Source organism: Streptomyces sp. NTD107, from assembly GCF_059510435.1.
Genome location: NZ_JCAJZV010000021.1, coordinates 34,545 through 51,542 on the forward strand (window position 1 = coordinate 34,545; position 16,998 = coordinate 51,542).

General features: G+C 72.0%; 11 protein-coding genes. 5 read left to right on the forward strand and 6 right to left on the reverse strand.

Annotation, left to right across the window (positions count from 1 at the left end; all coding sequences use genetic code 11):
- Positions 1–56: 56 nt before the first annotated feature.
- The 3 genes from AC5WRL_RS27090 (at position 57) to fxsT (ending at position 4,627) form a co-directional block, all read left to right on the forward strand.
- Complete coding sequence (locus AC5WRL_RS27090; protein ID WP_496091305.1) at positions 57–260, forward strand: FxSxx-COOH cyclophane-containing RiPP peptide; 204 nt, start codon at positions 57–59, stop codon at positions 258–260.
- 47 nt (positions 261–307) lie between these two features.
- Positions 308–1,495, forward strand: a complete 1,188-nt coding sequence (locus tag AC5WRL_RS27095; RefSeq protein ID WP_496091318.1) for an FxsB family cyclophane-forming radical SAM/SPASM peptide maturase — start codon at positions 308–310, stop codon at positions 1,493–1,495.
- A 102-nt stretch (positions 1,496–1,597) separates the two neighbouring features.
- Positions 1,598–4,627: an FxSxx-COOH system tetratricopeptide repeat protein gene (gene fxsT / locus AC5WRL_RS27100; RefSeq protein WP_496091306.1), complete on the forward strand. Its 3,030-nt coding sequence runs from the start codon at positions 1,598–1,600 to the stop codon at positions 4,625–4,627.
- 84 nt (positions 4,628–4,711) lie between these two features.
- Here the strand turns inward: fxsT and AC5WRL_RS27105 are convergent, their stop codons facing one another.
- The 6 genes from AC5WRL_RS27105 to AC5WRL_RS27130 form a co-directional block, all read right to left on the reverse strand.
- Positions 4,712–8,470: a multifunctional oxoglutarate decarboxylase/oxoglutarate dehydrogenase thiamine pyrophosphate-binding subunit/dihydrolipoyllysine-residue succinyltransferase subunit gene (locus tag AC5WRL_RS27105; protein WP_496091307.1), complete on the reverse strand. Its 3,759-nt coding sequence runs from the start codon at positions 8,468–8,470 to the stop codon at positions 4,712–4,714.
- A gap of 290 nt (positions 8,471–8,760) precedes the next feature.
- Positions 8,761–9,846 carry a sensor histidine kinase gene (locus AC5WRL_RS27110; protein ID WP_496091308.1) on the reverse strand — a complete coding sequence of 362 codons (1,086 nt, stop codon included), beginning with the start codon at positions 9,844–9,846 and terminating at the stop codon, positions 8,761–8,763.
- Positions 9,847–9,850: 4 nt separating this feature from the next.
- Positions 9,851–10,753, reverse strand: coding sequence for a response regulator transcription factor (locus AC5WRL_RS27115; protein WP_496091309.1), 903 nt, complete (start codon positions 10,751–10,753; stop codon positions 9,851–9,853).
- Between the two features lie 120 nt (positions 10,754–10,873).
- Positions 10,874–11,584: a spermidine synthase family protein gene (locus AC5WRL_RS27120; protein ID WP_496091310.1), complete on the reverse strand. Its 711-nt coding sequence runs from the start codon at positions 11,582–11,584 to the stop codon at positions 10,874–10,876.
- 62 nt (positions 11,585–11,646) lie between these two features.
- On the reverse strand, positions 11,647–12,498 hold the full coding sequence (locus AC5WRL_RS27125) for a lysozyme (protein ID WP_496091311.1): 852 nt from the start codon (positions 12,496–12,498) through the stop codon (positions 11,647–11,649).
- A 274-nt stretch (positions 12,499–12,772) separates the two neighbouring features.
- Positions 12,773–13,570, reverse strand: coding sequence for a protein phosphatase 2C domain-containing protein (locus AC5WRL_RS27130; RefSeq protein ID WP_496091312.1), 798 nt, complete (start codon positions 13,568–13,570; stop codon positions 12,773–12,775).
- Between the two features lie 324 nt (positions 13,571–13,894).
- Between AC5WRL_RS27130 and AC5WRL_RS27135 the strand changes: the two genes are divergently transcribed.
- Positions 13,895–16,279, forward strand: a complete 2,385-nt coding sequence (locus tag AC5WRL_RS27135; protein ID WP_496091313.1) for a nitrate- and nitrite sensing domain-containing protein — start codon at positions 13,895–13,897, stop codon at positions 16,277–16,279.
- Positions 16,276–16,740 (forward strand): roadblock/LC7 domain-containing protein, encoded by a 465-nt coding sequence (locus AC5WRL_RS27140; protein WP_496091314.1) that lies wholly within the window; start codon positions 16,276–16,278, stop codon positions 16,738–16,740. Before AC5WRL_RS27135 ends, AC5WRL_RS27140 begins: the two co-directional genes overlap by 4 nt.
- The last annotated feature ends 258 nt before the right edge of the window (positions 16,741–16,998 follow it).

Genomic DNA, 16,998 nt, shown 5'->3' on the forward strand with positions numbered 1-16,998 from the left:
AGGGGGCCGCGATTTCCGACCGAGCGGAATGACCGCACAGAAGTGGTGGGACGACGATGTGCTCCGACAAATCAGCCGGTGCCGCCGGGCTGCCGGAACTGCCGGATCTGCTCTCCCTCGACCCCGCCGCCCCGCACGTCGCACGGCATCCGGTACTGAGGGAGGTCCTGGCCGACCTGCGGGCCCGGGTGGCGGGGGAGCCGGCGGCGCGTCTGTGGGTGCACGACGAGAACGCCGAGTCGCCGGAGGCCGACGAGTGAACCAGTGGATTTCAGCCCCGCCGGGGCGGGAAACGGACAGCCCGGCGCTGTGGCCGCTCACCGGGTTCGACGTCGCCGCCTCGCGCGCGCGGGGCGTGCACCCGGTGCCCTTCGACCAGTTCGTGGTGAAGGTCCACAGCCGGTGCAATCTCGCCTGCCGCTACTGCTACATGTACTTCGGCGCCGACGGCGGCTGGCGCCGGCAGCCGGTGACGGCGGCCCCGGCGATGCTGGAGCGGACGGCCCACCGGATCGCCGAGCATGCCGCCGCGCACCGGCTGCCGGCGGTGTCCGTGGTGCTGCACGGCGGCGAGCCGCTGCTGGCCGGCACCACCACGCTGGCCGGCTTCGTGGCGCGGGTACGGGAGCTGGTGCCGGCCGACTGCGCGGTGCGCGCCTCCGTGCAGACCAACGGCACCCTGCTCACCGGTGCCCGGCTGCGCGCGCTCGCCGCCCAGCGGATCGGGGTCGGACTCAGCCTCGACGGCGGGCTCCCGGAGCACAACGCGCGGCGCGCGGACCACGCCGGGCGCCCCGCCTGGCCCCGCATCCAGCGCGCCGCCGCCCTGCTCGCCGGCCCCTATCGGCGGATGTACGGGGGAGTCCTGAGCGTCGTCGACCCGCTCACCGATCCGGGTGAAGTGTATGGATCGCTGTTGACGCTGAATCCGCCGTCCCTGAACTTCCTGCTGCCGCACGGCAACTGGAGCACCCCGCCGCCCGGCCTGCCGGCCACCGGCGACGCCACCCCGTACGGCGACTGGCTGGCCACCGCGTTCGACCTGTGGTGGCACGCGGACCGGCGGCGTACCCGTATCCGGCTCTTCCAGGAGGCCATCGCCCTGCTGCTGGGCGCCCCCGCCGCCACCGAATCCCTCGGCCTGCGCCCGGTCAGCGCCGTGGTGATCGAGACCGACGGCGGCATCGAGCAACTGGACGCCCTCAAGACCACCTACGAGGGCGCCGCCGCCACCGGCCTCGACATCCACCGCCACCCCCTGGACGCCGCCCTCGACCACCCCGGCATCGCCGCCCGCCAGGCCGGCGCCGCCGCCCTGCCCGCCGGCTGCCGCGCCTGCCCCCTGATGACCGTGTGCGGCGGCGGCAACTACGCCCATCGCTACCGCGCCGGCGAAGGCTTCCACAACCCCTCGGTCTACTGCGCGGACCTGCGGCGCCTCCTCACCCACATCGCCCACCGGGTGGCCGAGGCGGCGGCGCCGGCTCCGCGTTGAGGCCCGTCAGCGGTTAGCCTGAACACCCAAGCATCTGACGGGCCGCCAGGGGATCTGCGGCGCGGTACGGGGGCCCGTTCCACAACGAAGGGGAGCTGTCGGATGGCCGGACTGCGCAGGACCACACCAGCCGAGCGGCAGAAGATCACCATCAGCTTCGCGGGATTCAACCGGCCCTGGGCCGCGTGGATCGCCGACCGCCTCGAACAGCACGGCTGGGACGTCAGCCTCCAACGCTGGGACCCACAGGTGGAGATCCCCCTGGTGGAATCCCTGGGCGACCTGCTGCTGGCCGACGGCAAGGTGCTGGTGATCCTCAGCGACTGGTACTTCCAGCTGGGGCCGCGCTCCACCGATGAGTGGAACACCGCGCTGCGCGCCGTCGTCGCCCCCAACCAGCGCCGATTCGCCGCCGTCTCCGTCACCTCCGCCGCCCTGCCGCCCGCCGTCGCGGCCTTCGGCGGCTCCGCCGAACTGTGGGGCGTCGGCGCCCGCGAGGCCAACCGCCGCCTCACCCAGCTGCTGGGCCTGGCCGACCGGGAACCCGACGCCTCCGCCACCGTCGGCCTGCGCTCCGGCGCCCGCTTCCCGTACGACCAGCCCCGGGTATGGGGCGGCGTGCCGCGCCGCAACATCCGCTTCACCGGCCGCGACCACACCCTCCAGCACATCTACCGACTGCTGACCGAGGCCGGCACCGGCTCCTCCGTGATCACCCTGCTGGGCATGTCAGGCGTCGGCAAGACCCAGGTCGCCGCCGAATACGTGCACCGGTTCGGCTCCGCCTACGACGTGGTGTGGTGGGTCCCCGCCGACCAGCGCGGCACCCTGCGCCAGCGGCTGGCCGAACTCGCCCCGGCGCTCGGCCTGACCACCGGCATCGAGTACGGCCAGCGGCTGCGCGCGGTGGGCGACGCGCTGCGCCGCGGCGCCCCGTACTCCCGCTGGCTGCTGGTCCTCGACGGCGCGGACGACCCCGGCGCCATCGCCGACCTGCTGCCCACCGGTACCGGCCATGTGCTGATCACCTCCCAGAACCGCGAATGGGAAGCCCACAACACCGAGGTGCTGGCCGTCCCGGTCTACTCCCGCGAGGAATCCATCGCCTTCGCGCGCCGGCGCGCGCCCCGGATCACCCCGGCCGAGGCCAACGAACTCGCCGAAGCCCTGGAAGACCTGCCGCTCGCCCTCGACCAGACGGCCGGAGCGCTGTCCGACTCCACCATGCCCGTGAACCAGTACATCGAACTGCTGCGCTCCGGCGCGGACATCGAGATGGGGCTCCGCGTCTCCCACGACTTCCCCATGACCTACCTCACGGCCTTCTCGATAGTGCTGAACCGGCTGCGCGAGACCCAGCCCGCCGCCGTGGATCTGCTGCGGCTGTGCGCCTGGTTCGCGCCGGGGCCGGTGCCGCTGCGGCTGCTGCGCGACGTACCCGCCCGCGACCTGCCCGAAGGGCTCGCCCACCTCGTCGACAACCCGCTGCTGTGGAACGCCGCCCTCGGCAAACTCGTGCAGTACTCGGTGATCCGCCCCGACGACCCCGGCAACGACGGCAACGGCGACGGCCGGCACGGCCACGAGGGCCCGCTCCCCGACACCGAGACCGTCCATGTGCACCGGATGGTCCACCAGGCGGTCCGGGCCAGCATGTCCGAAGCCGACACCGAGACCTTCTCCCGGGTGGTACGCCGCGCTCTGACCGCCGCCGATCCGCGGCGCCCCGACGACACCCGGCTGTGGTCCCGCTACGCCGAAATCGTCCCCCACCTGGAAGCCTCCGGCATGCTGCGCTCCACCCACGAGGAGAGCCGCCGGCTGGTCTTCCACTCCCTCACCTACCTCTTCCGCTCCGGCGAGTACCGGGCGGCGATCCGGCTGGCCGAGGCCGCCGACACCGCCTGGCGCGAGGTGTACGGCGAGGACTCCGCCGTGGTGTGGAACCTCGCCTCCCAGCACACCACCCTGCTGCGCGCCATCGGCGAGTACGCCCGCACCGAGCGGATGAACCGGCGGATCATCGAACACCTCACCGCCGTCCGGGGCCCCAAGGACCTGGTGGTGGTACGGGCCCACGGCGGGATCGCCGCCGATCTGCGGGGGCTCGGCCGGTACGAGGAGGCCCTCACCTTCGACCGGCGGGCCCTGGAGCTCTACCAGGAGCTGGTCGGCGAGAGCGACGAGCGCACCCTCAACACCCACCACAACATCGCGATCGGCCTGCGGCTGCTCGGCCGCTACCCGGAGGCCCTGGAACTGGACCGCAAGACCCTGGAGATGCGCCGCGAGGCGCTGCGCTCCCGCAACCCCTGGACGCTCTCCTCCGAATTGCAGTGCGCCGTGGACCTGCGGCTGCTGGGCCGCTACGACGAGGCGCTCTCCCTCCAGGAACGCAACACCGAATCCCACCGCCTGGTGCTGGGCGCGGACAACCCCCGTACGCTGACCGCCGAACTGAACCTGGCGCTGTGCCAGTACCGCGCCGGGGACAGCGCCGGCGCCCGCCCGCTGCTGTCCCGGCTGCTGGAGCGCACCGAGGCGGTACTCGGCGCCGAATCCCCGCTGCATCTGAAGGCGGCCGTCGACTACGCCTACAGCCACCGCAGGACCGAGGAGTTCGATCACGCCCGCGAGGTCGGCGAGTTCGCCCTGCACAGCTACCGGCGGCTGCTGGGCGCCCGGCACCCGTACACCGTCGGTGCCACCGCCAACCACGCCCTCATGCTGCGGACGGCCGGCGAGCGCCGCGAGGCCCAGTGGCTGATCGAGCGCGCCCTGGAGGAGATGACCGACGTGCTGGGCGCCGACCACCCGTGGACCCTGGGCATCTCGCTGAACGCCGCCGTGAGCCGCAATCTGGAGGACGACCTGGAACGGGCCGCCGAGCTGAGCCGGGACAACGTCGGCCGCGCGGTCGCCGCACTGGGCCGCGAGCACCCGCTGACGCTCACCTGCCAGCTGACCCTGGCCTCCGATCTGCGCGGGCTGCGCCGCCGGCAGGAGGCCGACCAGGTGGAGGAGGACGCCCTCAACGGCCTGATCTCCTCGCTGGGCACCCACCACGCGCACACCGTGGCCGCCCGCTCCCGCGCCCGCCTGCACTGGGACTTCGAGGTCCTGCTGCCCTGAGGACCCGCGCCGGGCACAGCGAAGCGGCGCCCACCCCCTCGGAAGGGGACGGGCGCCGCCTCGCTGTCCGCGTACGGGCCGCGACTACAGCTCGAACACCTCGTTCAGCAGGGTCTGCTGCTCGGCCTGGTGCCGCTTGGCCGAACCCACCGCCGGCGAGGACGAGGCCGGACGCGACACCCGCCGCAGCCGGTTGGCGTCCGCCACCGGCTTCGCGCCGATGATCAGCTGGAGGTGGTCCACCAGGTTCAGCGCGATGAACGGCCACGCGCCCTGGTTCGCCGGCTCCTCCTGCGCCCACACATAGGTGGCCGCGTAGCGGTAGCGGGCGATCTCGGCCCGGATCTCGTCCGTCGGCAGCGGGTACAGCCGCTCCACCCGGAGGATCGCCGTGTCCGTGACCCCGCGCTTGGCGCGCTCCGCCTCCAGGTCGTAGTAGACCTTCCCGGAGCAGAACACCACCTTGCGCACCTGGTCCGGATCCACCGTGGTGTCACCGATCAGCGGCCGGAAGCCACCGGTGGTGAACTCCTCCGCCTTCGACGCCGCCGCCTTCAGCCGCAGCATCGACTTCGGGGTGAAGACCACCAGCGGCTTGTGGTGCGGGTTGTGCACCTGCCAGCGCAGCAGATGGAAGTAGTTCGACGGCAGCGTCGGCGCCGCGACCGTCATGTTGTTCTGCGCGCACATCTGGAGGAACCGCTCGATCCGCGCCGAGGAGTGGTCCGGGCCCTGGCCCTCGTACCCGTGCGGCAGCAGCAGGGTCACCCCGGAGGTCTGGCCCCACTTCTGCTCCGCCGAGGTGATGAACTCGTCCACGACGGTCGAGGCGCCGTTGACGAAGTCACCGAACTGCGCCTCCCACATCACCAGCGAGTCCGGGCGGGCCAGCGAGTAGCCGTACTCGAAGCCCATCGCCGCGTACTCGCTCAGCAGCGAGTCGTAGACGTTGAACCGGGCCTGGTCCTCGCTCAGGTACAGCAGCGGGGTGTAGTCCTCGCCGGTGTGCCGGTCGATCAGCACCGCGTGCCGCTGGCCGAAGGTCCCGCGCCGCGAGTCCTGGCCGGCCAGCCGGACCGTGGTGCCCTCCATCAGCAGCGAGCCGACCGCGAGCAGTTCGCCCATCGCCCAGTCGATCGTGCCCTCCTCGACCATCGCCGCACGGCGCTGGAGCTGCGGCAGCAGCCGCGGGTGCACGGTGATCCGGTCGGGGATGTTGACCTGCGACTCGGCGATCCGCTTGACGACCTCCGAGGAGACCGCCGTCTCCACCGCCACCGGGAACTCCGGCTGCGGGGCGGGGACCTCGGCCGGAGCCGGCGAACCGGTGGCCTCGCGGACCTCCTTGAACACCTTCTCCAGCTGGCCCTGGAAGTCCTGGAGCGCCTGCTCCGCCTCCTCCAGGGTGATGTCGCCCCGGCCGATCAGCGACTCGGTGTACAGCTTGCGCACCGAGCGCTTCTTGTCGATCAGGTCGTACATGAGCGGCTGGGTGAAGGACGGGTTGTCCGTCTCGTTGTGCCCGCGCCGCCGGTAGCAGACCAGGTCGATGACGACGTCCTTGTTGAACGCCTGCCGGTACTCGAAGGCCAGGCGTGCCACCCGGCACACGGCCTCGGGGTCGTCGCCGTTGACGTGGAAGATCGGCGCCTCGATCATCCGCGCCACATCGGTGCAGTACATCGAGGAACGGGCGGCGGCGGCCGTCGCCGTGTACCCGACCTGGTTGTTGATGACGATGTGCACGGTGCCGCCGGTGCGGTAGCCGCGCAGCTGCGACATGTTGAGCGTCTCGGCGACCACACCCTGGCCGGCGAACGCCGCGTCACCGTGGATGAGGATCGGCAGCACGGTGAAGTCCTTGCCGCCCTTGCCGATGATGTCCTGCTTGGCGCGCGCGACACCCTCGACGATGGGGTCGACCGCCTCCAGGTGGGAGGGGTTGGCGGCCAGCGACACGGTGATCTGCTCACCGGACAGACCGGTGAACGTACCCTCGGTGCCCAGGTGGTACTTCACATCGCCGGAGCCGTGCATCGACTTCGGGTCGAGGTTGCCCTCGAACTCCCGGAAGATCTGCGCGTACGACTTGCCCACCACATTGGCCAGCACGTTCAGCCGGCCGCGGTGCGCCATGCCGATCACGGCCTCGTCGAGCGAGGCGGCGGCGGCCTCGTCCAGGACGGAGTCGAGCAGCGGGATGACGGTCTCGCCGCCCTCCAGCGAGAACCGCTTCTGGCCCACGTACTTGGTCTGGAGGAACGTCTCGAACGCCTCGGAGGCGTTGAGGCGGCGCAGGATGCGCAGCTGCTCGTCACGCTCGGGCGTGGTGTGCCCGCGCTCCACCCGGTCCTGGATCCACTTGCGCTCCTTGGGATCCTGGATGTGCATGTACTCGATGCCGGTGGTGCGGCAGTACGAGTCGCGCAGCACGCCGAGGATGTCCCGCAGCGTCATCATGGACTTGCCGGCGAAGCCGCCGACCGCGAACTCCCGCTCCAGGTCCCACAGGGTGAGGCCGTGCTCGGTGATGTCCAGGTCGGGGTGCTTGCGCTGCTTGTACTCCAGCGGGTCGGTGTCGGCCATCAGGTGGCCGCGTACCCGGTAGGAGTGGATCAGGTCGAACACCCGGGCGGCCTTGGTGACCTCGTCGTCGTGGTTGACGTCGATGTCCTGGTGCCAGCGGACCGGCTCGTACGGGATCCGCAGCGCCTCGAAGATGTCGTCGTAGAAGTTGTGCTGACCGAGCAGCAGCTGCGAGATCTGGCGCAGGAACTCGCCGGACGCGGCACCCTGGATGACCCGGTGGTCGTAGGTGCTGGTGAGGGTCATCACCTTGGAGATGCCCAGCCGGTTGAGGGTGGCCTGCGAGGAACCCTGGAACTCCGCCGGGTACTCCATCGCGCCGACACCCAGGATGACGCCCTGACCGGGCATCAGGCGCGGCACCGAGTGGACGGTGCCGATGCCGCCGGGGTTGGTGAGGGAGGCGGTGACGCCGGAGAAGTCCTCCATCGTCAGCTTCCCGGACCGGGCGCGGCGCACGATGTCCTCGTAGGCCTGCCAGAACTCGAAGAAGGTGAGCGTCTCGGCCTTCTTGATGCCGGCCACCACCAGCTGGCGGTCGCCGTTGGCCTTGACCAGGTCGATGGCGAGCCCGAGGTTGACGTGCTCGGGCTTGACCAGGGTGGGCTTGCCGTCCTTCTCCGCGTAGGAGTGGTTGATGGACGGCATCACCTTCAGCGCCTGCACCATGGCGTAGCCGATGAGGTGCGTGAAGGACACCTTGCCGCCACGGGCGCGCTTGAGGTGGTTGTTGATGACGATGCGGTTGTCGAACAGCAGCTTCACCGGGACGGCGCGGACCGAGGTGGCGGTCGGCAGGTCACGGGAGGCGTTCATGTTCTTCGCGACGGCGGCGGCCGGGCCGCGCAGCGTGATCAGCTCCGGGCCCTCGGACACCTCCTTGGCCGGGGCCTTGGCCGGTGCCTTGGCCGGAGCCGCGGCGGCCGGCTGGGCGGCGGGTGCCGCCGGTGCCGGGGCCGGAGCTGCGGCCGGAGCCGGTGCCGTTGCCGTCGCCGGTGCGGCCGGAGCCACGGGCGTCGGCGTCGGCGGGGCCTTGGCGGGGGCGGGCGTGCCCTCCCCGGTCTGCTTGGCCTGGCCCGGCTTGTAGTCGGCGAAGAAGTCCCACCAGGCCCGGTCTACCGAGTTGGGGTCCTGGAGGTACTGCTGATAGATCTCGTCGACGAGCCATTCGTTGGCACCGAAGCCGGCGGCAGGGCTCTTCTGAGATCCGGCTTGATCGGTCTCGACACCCGAGGTGTCCGTGGACTGTGGCGACACGGCGGCAACCGCCCTCTTCCGCTTCGCAAGGTAATGGACAGCGGGAATCAAGGCTACGCCTGTATGGGCCTCCTCCGCAGTCCTGCGGGGTCAGCAGTCGCGTACGTCACATTCCCGGGCGGGTTTCGGCACTCGATTGTGCGGGAATCGAACCAAGTTCGGCACGATCCGGAAACGCCAAAGCGACGGTTGCCGCACCGGCGCGGTCCGTTTTCCGGCCGGAGCCGCGCCGCACCCCTCCGACCTGCGGTCGATGGTTCCGGGCCGCTCCGCCCTGCAAGGACCTTACGTCAACCCTTTACCTGGCTATTACCCGGGAGAGTGAGCCGGATGCGGCAGCCCCGTATGGACTCGGCCACACCGATGGTCCCGCCGTGCAGATCCACCGCCCAGCGCGCGATCGCGAGCCCCAGACCCGTACCGCCATCACGCTGAGTGACCCCATTGGTGCCGCGGCCGAACCGCTCGAAGACCAGCTCCCGCTGGGCGGGCGGGATGCCCGGCCCCTCGTCCAGCACTTCCAGCACCAGGCCGCCCACCCCGGCCCCCGGCCGGGCCAGCACGGTGACAGTGCCGTCGCGGGGGCTGTGCTTGACCGCGTTGTCCACCAGATTGGTGACCACCTGGTCCAGCCGCTCCGGGTCGGCGTGCGCGTGCAGCCCGGGCGCCACCTCCAGCCGCAGTCGCACATCCGTACGGGCGTGGCCGCGGCCCATCGCCAGGTGCGCGCCGTCCAGCACCGCGTTCAGATACGGCTCCACCCGGAAGCGGCGGGCGGCCAGCGGCACCACCCCGTTCTCCAGCCGGGACAGGTCGAGCAGCTGCTCCACCAGCCGGCCCAGCCGCTCGGTCTGCCGCAGCGCGGTGGCCATGGTCTGCGGATCGGCCTCCGAGACGCCGTCCACCACGTTCTCCAGCACGGCGCGCAGCCCGGCGATCGGGGTGCGCAGTTCGTGCGAGACGTTGGCGACCAGCTCCTTGCGGTGCCGGTCCACGGCCTGGAGGTCGGCGGCCATCCGGTTGAAGGCGTCCGCCAGATCGCCCAGCTCGTCGCGGCGCGCCACATGCACCCGCCGCCCGTAGTCGCCGCGCGCCATCGCCCGCGAGGCGGCCGTCATCTCCAGCAGCGGCGCCGCCAGCGCGTGCGCCACGAACTGGGTGACCAGCAGCGAGGCGATGATCGCGATGATCGCGATCACCTGGAGCTCGATGTCGGAGCGGTAGGCCATCAGGATCAGCACGGTGGTGATCCCGACCGAGACGATGACCAGCCAGCCCAGGGCGGCCTTCACCGAGCGGTACGGGTCCAGCGGGCGCAGCAGTGACCACGCCCGGCGGGTCAGCGGGATGCCGGGCGTGGTGGCCGGCTCTGCCACCGGCTCAGCCCTCGACGGACGCCTGCCGGGCGACCGGGGGTTCGGCGGCGAAGCCGGGGGGAGTCTCCAGGGCGTACCCGACGCCGTGGACGGTGCGGATCCGCTCCGCGCCGATCTTTCTGCGGAGTGCCTTGACATGGCTGTCCACCGTACGGGTGCCGGAGGCGTCCGCCCAGTCCCAGACCTCGGCGAGCAGCTGCTCACGGGTGAGCACGGCCCGGGGGGAGCGGGCCAGGCACATGAGCAGATCGAACTCGGTGGGGGTCAGGTGCACGTCCTTGCCGGCCGCCCTGACCCGCCGCTGGGTGCGGTCGATCTCCAGGTCGCCCAGCCGTACGCTGCCGGGCCGCGGGGTGGTGGCGGCGACGGTGGCCCGCTCGACGCGGCGCAGCAGCACATGGGTGCGGGCGACCAGCTCGCGCATGGAGAACGGCTTGGTCATGTAGTCGTCGGCGCCCACCCCGAGACCCACCAGCATGTCGGTCTCGTCGTCGCGTGCGGTGAGCATCAGCACCGGCACCGGGCGCTGGGCCTGCACCCGGCGGCAGACCTCCAGGCCGTCGAAGCCGGGCAGCATGACGTCCAGGACCAGCAGGTCGGGGTGCCAGGCGGCGGCCGTCTCCACGGCGGCGGGGCCGTCCGCGGCGGTCTGCACCAGGAAGCCCTCGGCGCGCAGCCGGGCGGCGATGGCCTCCACGATGGTCAGGTCGTCCTCGACCACCAGGACCCGGCGCTGGGCGCCCGGGGTGCTGGCGGTGGCCGCCGAGGTGGCGGCGCCGGCGGCCGTGGTGGCGGTGTGGCCCGCCGTACGCTCGCGGGCCTGCTCGTCCTGCTCCGGGGCGGCGCCGTCGTGCGCCGGGTCACCGGGCGACGTCCGGTCGGCCGTTCGGGTGTGTGTCTGGGTCATCTTCCGCCCCCGGAAAGGTCCGTTGCCGGCCGGCTGTCGCCGGCGCTCAGATGGGTGTCGCTGCCGTCAGGTGAAACGCTGGGTAGTACGTGCAGCGTAGAGCCCGGCGCTGACATGCGGCTACGCGGATGGGCTGGCGTAATGATGGCTGGCGAGAAAGAGCACGTCGGGGACGCCTCGGGCAACCGGTACTTCTTCGGTTCGCACCGCCATGAACCCGGCATCGCGCAGATGTTGCTCAAATGCGGGCGAGGGCTGCGCGGACCAGATCACCAGCACGCCGCCGGGGGTGAGGGCGGCGCGGCAGGCCGCGAGCCCGGCGGGGGAGTAGAGGCCGACGTTGTCGTCGGTGACCGTCCAGTCGGGGCCGTTGTCGATGTCCAGGCACAGCGCGTCGTAGCGGCCGGGCGCCGCGCGCAGGTGGTCCAGCAGATCCGTGCGGACCAGCTCCGTACGGGGGTCGGCCAGCGCGGTCGCGGTGAGCGGGCGCAGTGCTCCGGTGCGGTGCCAGTCGATGACGGCGGCTTCGCGCTCGGCGACGGTGATCGAGCCCCAACGGGGGGAGCCGGCCGCCTCGTCGAGGGAGAAGCCGACGCCGAGTCCGCCGATGAGCAGCGCGGGGGAGTCCTGGTCGGTGAGGGCGGCGAGCGCGGCGCGGATCAGCAGCCGCTCGGAGCGGCCGTCGGAGGTGTCCATCAAGAAGGTGCCGTTGGCGATGATCTGCAACAGCTCGCCGTGGCGCCGCAGTACCACTTCGCCGTACGGGCCGGCCCGGCGGTCCAGCACCTGGGGCCGGTCGGTGTCCTGGAGGTCGTGGCCGTGAACAGTCATGGGCCCCATCCTCCCGCAGCCGCCGCTGCGGGAGGATGGGGTTTCCTGCGGCCTGCCGGTGGTCAGCCGTTGGCCAGCGCCTGGAGCCGGTCGTACGCGCCGTTGAACAGATTGTGGTCGCCGACGATCGGGCCGGACTCGGTGTACTGCCAGAAGGTGTAGAAGGGCCAGCCGCCCGGCAGGGTGCCCACCGAGGACGCGTAGCGCGGCACCCACAGCGGGTTGGTCTGGTTGAAGGCGGTGCTGTTGCCGGTGCAGGTGGACCACCAGCTGGCGGAGGTGTAGATCACCGCGTCACGGCCGGTACGGGCCTTGTAGGTGGTGGTGAAGTCCCGCACCCAGCTGACCATCGCGGACTGCGACAGCCCGTAGCAGGTGGCGCCGTAGGGGTTGTACTCCATGTCCAGCACGCCCGGCAGGGTCTTGCCGTCCTTGGACCAGCCGCCGCCGTTGTTGACGAAGTAGTTGGCCTGGGCGGCGCCGCTGGAGTTGTTCGGCAGCGCGAAGTGGTACGAGCCGCGGATCATGCCGATGTTGTACGAGCCGGTGTACTGCGAGTTGAACGCCGGGCTCTTGTACGTGGTGCCCTCGGTCGCCTTCACGTAGGCGAAGCGGACGCCGCTGTTCCACAGCCCGCTCCAGTTGACGTTGGTCCCCTGCCAGTTGGAGACGTCCACGCCCTCGACGGTGGCGAACGGGGTGATGGGGGCGTCGGCGCGCAGGGTGACGGTGTCACCGCCCTCGTGCTTGGCGATCTCCGATCCCATGTACGCCGAGCCTATCTTCGGCGTGTCCTCGGCGCTCGCGGCGCCGGGGGAGACGACGAGCAGGGCGAGCGCCGCGCCGGCCGCGCCGATCAGGGCGGTGAGACGGCGGCGCTTGCCGGTGGACTTACCGGATCCATGCATGGGCATGTACTGCCTTTCGAGACCTCGGTGTTGTGGGGGAGGCGGCGGACAATGGGCCGCCCGCCGGCCCGACCATCTGCTGTGGTCATGCCATTCGTGAAGGTAATGCGTGTGGATGGTGTGAGGGAAGGGATGAGTGTGACGCCGGTGGTCTACCCCGGTGGCATGACCCAACTTCTGTGCGGGCAAAGGGAGTTACCCGAAAAACTTTCAGGGATGAAAGTGCGGCGGCGGCCGGTGACCGGGTGCCGGCGGTGACCGGGCGCCGGACGAGGGGGCGTCAGTCCAGCGCGAGCAGCACCGAGGCATCGTCATGGGCCTTGCCGCGCGGGTACCCGGCCCCCGCCGGATCCGCCCGCTCGGCGTCCCGCACCCGCCCGATCAGCGCCCGCGGCCCCGACCGTTCCAGCGCCCCCAGCAGATCGGCCCAGTCGCCGAGCCGGAAGACCTCCGTCCACCGGCTCGCGCCGTCCGTCAGCGCCGCCAGCGCCCGTACCGAGGAGCGCGGCACCTCGCCGGTCACCGCCAGTGCGGCCACCCCCGGATCGGCCGCCGCCGTGAAGAAGCCCCCCGGCGCGTTGCGCAGCGCCTCCACCCGGGCCGCCCCCGCGCCGGCCGGCGCCGCGCGCGCCGTGCGCAGCACCTCGTCGAGCCGGCCGTCCAGCACCGGTCGCACCGCGCCGTCCTGACCCCGGATCAGCAGCACCGAGTCGCACAGCACCAGATACTCCACGGCGCGCGCCGACCAGCGCGCGCAGACCACCGTCGCCTGGGGCGTACGCGGGTGAGATAGTTCACACGTAGGGCGATGGAGATCGGCGGTACGGGTGATGGCCCGGGCCAGACACTCCGAAAGCGGCACATCGGCCAGCGAACCGGACAGCTCCAGCAATGCCCCGCCCAGCCGCGCCGTAAACCACGGCACCCCGTGCACGCAGCCGTCGTCCCCCGGGGGAGGGGTCACCCCGTCCAGCAATACCAGTGCCCCACCGTGCCCGGAGGCCGGCTGGACCGTCCCGCAGAAGTCCTCATTGGGGCGGCCGGAATCACCCGGTGCGGTTGCTGACTGAATGTACATGGCAATAGCCGTCCGTGGTCCCGGATTTGTCAGCGGATCTGACACAAAGGCCCGTTAAGTGCGGTGGCCGCAGCAGATCTTGTCAGGACCACCGACGGAATTCCACTCGAATCGTGGGTTCGGGTGATGGGGCCTTATCCTCGGCTTGTCCACCAACCCCGGGTGTTGTTCACTCCTTCGGGTGGCCGGTTCGGGGACGCTGCCTTTCCGCCCCGTCAGCGCTGGCAAGGTCGTGCTGACCGAACGCGGGACCGGCGTACCCCCGACACGCTGGACCTCCCAGCCGGCCGCTCGCCGGACGCCAGGATGAGAATGCGAGCACAGGTGCGGAATACGACACTGCGCGATCCCGCCGAGGCGGCACCCCCCCGCGCCACCCGCAGGCGGCGCGGCAGCCGGGTCCGCAGCCGGCTGCTGATCGGGGTCTTCCTCAGCGGCATCGCCGTGCTCGGCGCCGGCGCCCCCACCGTCATCTCCGCCGCCACCGACTACAAGGACGCCCAGCGGCTCGCCGAGGAGACCGACGTCGCCGAACGCGCCCTCACCCTCGCCCAGACCCTGGCCGACGAGCGCGACACCCTCACCGCCGCGGTGGCCGCCGCCGCCGTCAGCGGCAGCCGGCAGCCCCTGGACGCCGCCCTCAGCCCCGAGAACCGCGCCCGCGCCGACCGCCGCATCACCGAACTGCGCGCCGAACTCCCCACCCCCGCCCGCGACGCCCTGACCGCGCTCACCGGACTGCGCGACGCGGCCGTGGCCGGCGACGCCACCCCGGCCGACCTCAGCACCGGCTACACCGCCATGATCAGCGCGCTCGAATCCCTCACCCGGGACACCGTCCGCGCCACCCCGCCCGACGCCGCGCACCCCACCGCCGACGCGCTCGCCGACCTGATCCGCGCCACCGACGCCTCCGCCGCCGCCCGTGGCCTGCTGCTCGCCGCCCTCGTCGACGAGGGCGAGCAACTGGAGCTGGCCCGCCTCGTCCACACCGCCCGCGTCCGCGAGGAAACGGCGCTCACCGACTTCCTCGCCCTGGCCGGGCCCAGCGCCCGCGACGCCTACGCGGAAACCGTCAGCGGCCCCGACATCGACACCGCCGAGGAGTATCTGGCGGTGCTCGCCGCCGGCACCGGCTACACCGCCGCCGACCGCGCCCTGGACCGCGGCGAGATCCACGACACCCTTGCCGCCCGCACCACCGCCCAGCGCGCCGTGCTCAGCGACCTCAGCACCGAACACACCGCCCGGCTCGCCAAGGCCCGCGACAGCGAACTGATGGCCCTCCAGATCACCTCCGGCGTGGTGCTGGTCGCCTTCACCCTGGTCCTCGCCGTCTCCGTGCAGACCGCCCGCTCGCTCACCCGCCCGCTCGCCGCCGTACGCCTCGGCAGCAGCCGGGTCGCCGCCGACCCCACCACCCAGGAACCCGTCAAGTACACCGGGCGCAACGACGAGTTCGCCGAGGTCGTCGCCGCCGTCAACGCGCTGCACTCCCGCGCCCTGGACCTGCACCAGCGCGCCCTGGAGGCATCCCGCGACAGCGGCGGCCTGCGTGCCGAACGCGACCGGCTGCTCGCCGAACAGCAGGAGCTCGGCGCCCAGCTGCACCAGTTGCACGGCGCCGTGCACGGCATGTTCGCCGACCACGCCGAGCGCATCCTCATCCTCGTCGGCGAACAGCTCGCCGTCCTGGAGGGGCTGGAGGAGCACGAGACCGACCCCGACCAGCTGGCCGTCCTGTTCTCCCTGGACCACCTGGCAGCCCGGGTCCGCCGACACGGCGAGAACCTGCTCCTGCTGGCCGGCGCCGAGCCCGCCGTCCAGCCCACCGAGCCGATGCCGCTCATCGACGTCCTGCGGGCGGCGGTCAGCGAGATAGAGCGGTACGAGGTGGTCGAGACCACCCCGCCCCCCGCCGTCCGCATCATGGGCGTCGCCGCCCGCGACCTCAGCCATCTGCTGGCCGAACTGCTCGACAACGCCACCGCCTTCTCCCCGGCCGGCGCCCGGGTGCGGCTCACCGGCTGGTGCCCCGGCGCCGGCCAGGTGCTCACCCTGCACGTCGAGGACGAGGGCGCGGGCCTCAGCGAGCAGCGCATCGCCGAACTCAACGCCCGCCTCGGCGACTCCACCACCCCGCCGGCCGGCGCCGACCTCGGACCCGGCATCGGCATGGGCCTCTACACCGTCGCCCGGCTCGCCGCCCGGCACGGCCTCGGCTGCTGGCTGCACGCCAGGCCCGGCGGCGGCACCGTCGCCGAGGTCATCGTCCCCGCCGCCCTGGTGGAGTCCACCCCCACCGGCTACCCGCCGGTCGACGGCACCGGCGCCAACCCCGTAGTGGCCCCGATGGCCGCCACCCAGGCGATCCCCACGGTCGCCCAGGTCCCCGCCCAGCGGGACACCTCCACCCCCACCCCCGCTCCCCCCACCACCCCCACCCCAAGCCACCGGGAACACACCAGGGCGCCGGACTCCGCCGCCCCGGGAGCAGGTTCCTGGACCCCGGAGACAACGGAGAACGGCCTGCCGGTGCGCACCAGAGGTGTCACCCCCGTAGGCTCCATGCCGGCGGCCGAAACGCCGGATCTCACGCCCAGCCGGGGCACGGACGCCGAGGAACTACGGCGGCGGCTCGGCGGCTTCCAGCGCGGCGCACGAGCCGGGCACCGGGACGCCGCGGCACAGGAGGACGGTCCCGCATGACAACCCCGACAACCCCGATGAGCGATCTGCGCTGGCTGCTGATGCGGCTGGTCGAAGAGGTCCCCGGCATGCGCTCGGTGGCCGTGGTCTCGGCCGACGGCCTGCCACTGCTCTCCAGCCAGCCCGACGCCGCCGCACGCAGCGGCTACCAGGGCCCGTACGGCGCCACCGCCGATCTGGCCACCGTGGTCTCCGGACTCGGCAGCCTCACCCGTGGCGCCGCCTCCCTCATGGAGGGCGGTGAGGTACGGCAGACCCTGGTCGCCATGGACGACGGCAGCCTGGTGGTGATGTCCATCAGCGACGGCTCACTGCTGGGCGTCTACGCCGCACCCGACGCCGACATCAGCATGGTCACCTACCACATGGCCCGCTTCGTGGGCCGGGCCGGCCATCTGCTGACCCCCGCCCTGCGCGCCGAACTCCGGGCCGGCACCGCCCCCGGCGGCGCCGGTCGCTAGGGCCTGTCTGATGGATGGCGCCGGTTGGGCCTGCGGCGTCTGGTGCGGGGGGCACCTCCCGGCCATGGGGTATCCCCTGCTCGAAGAGCTTGGGGAGGGGCTACTTGGGCGTCTCGACAGCTCTGCTTCCCAGGTCCCTCAACAGAGCAGAGACGCAGCGAAGCGGAGTGCGGCGAGGCTCCCCCAGGCCCTTGGGGGCCCGGGAGGTGCCCCCGGTGCCAGGCGACGCGGGCCAGGCGGGATTTGTCAGACAGGACC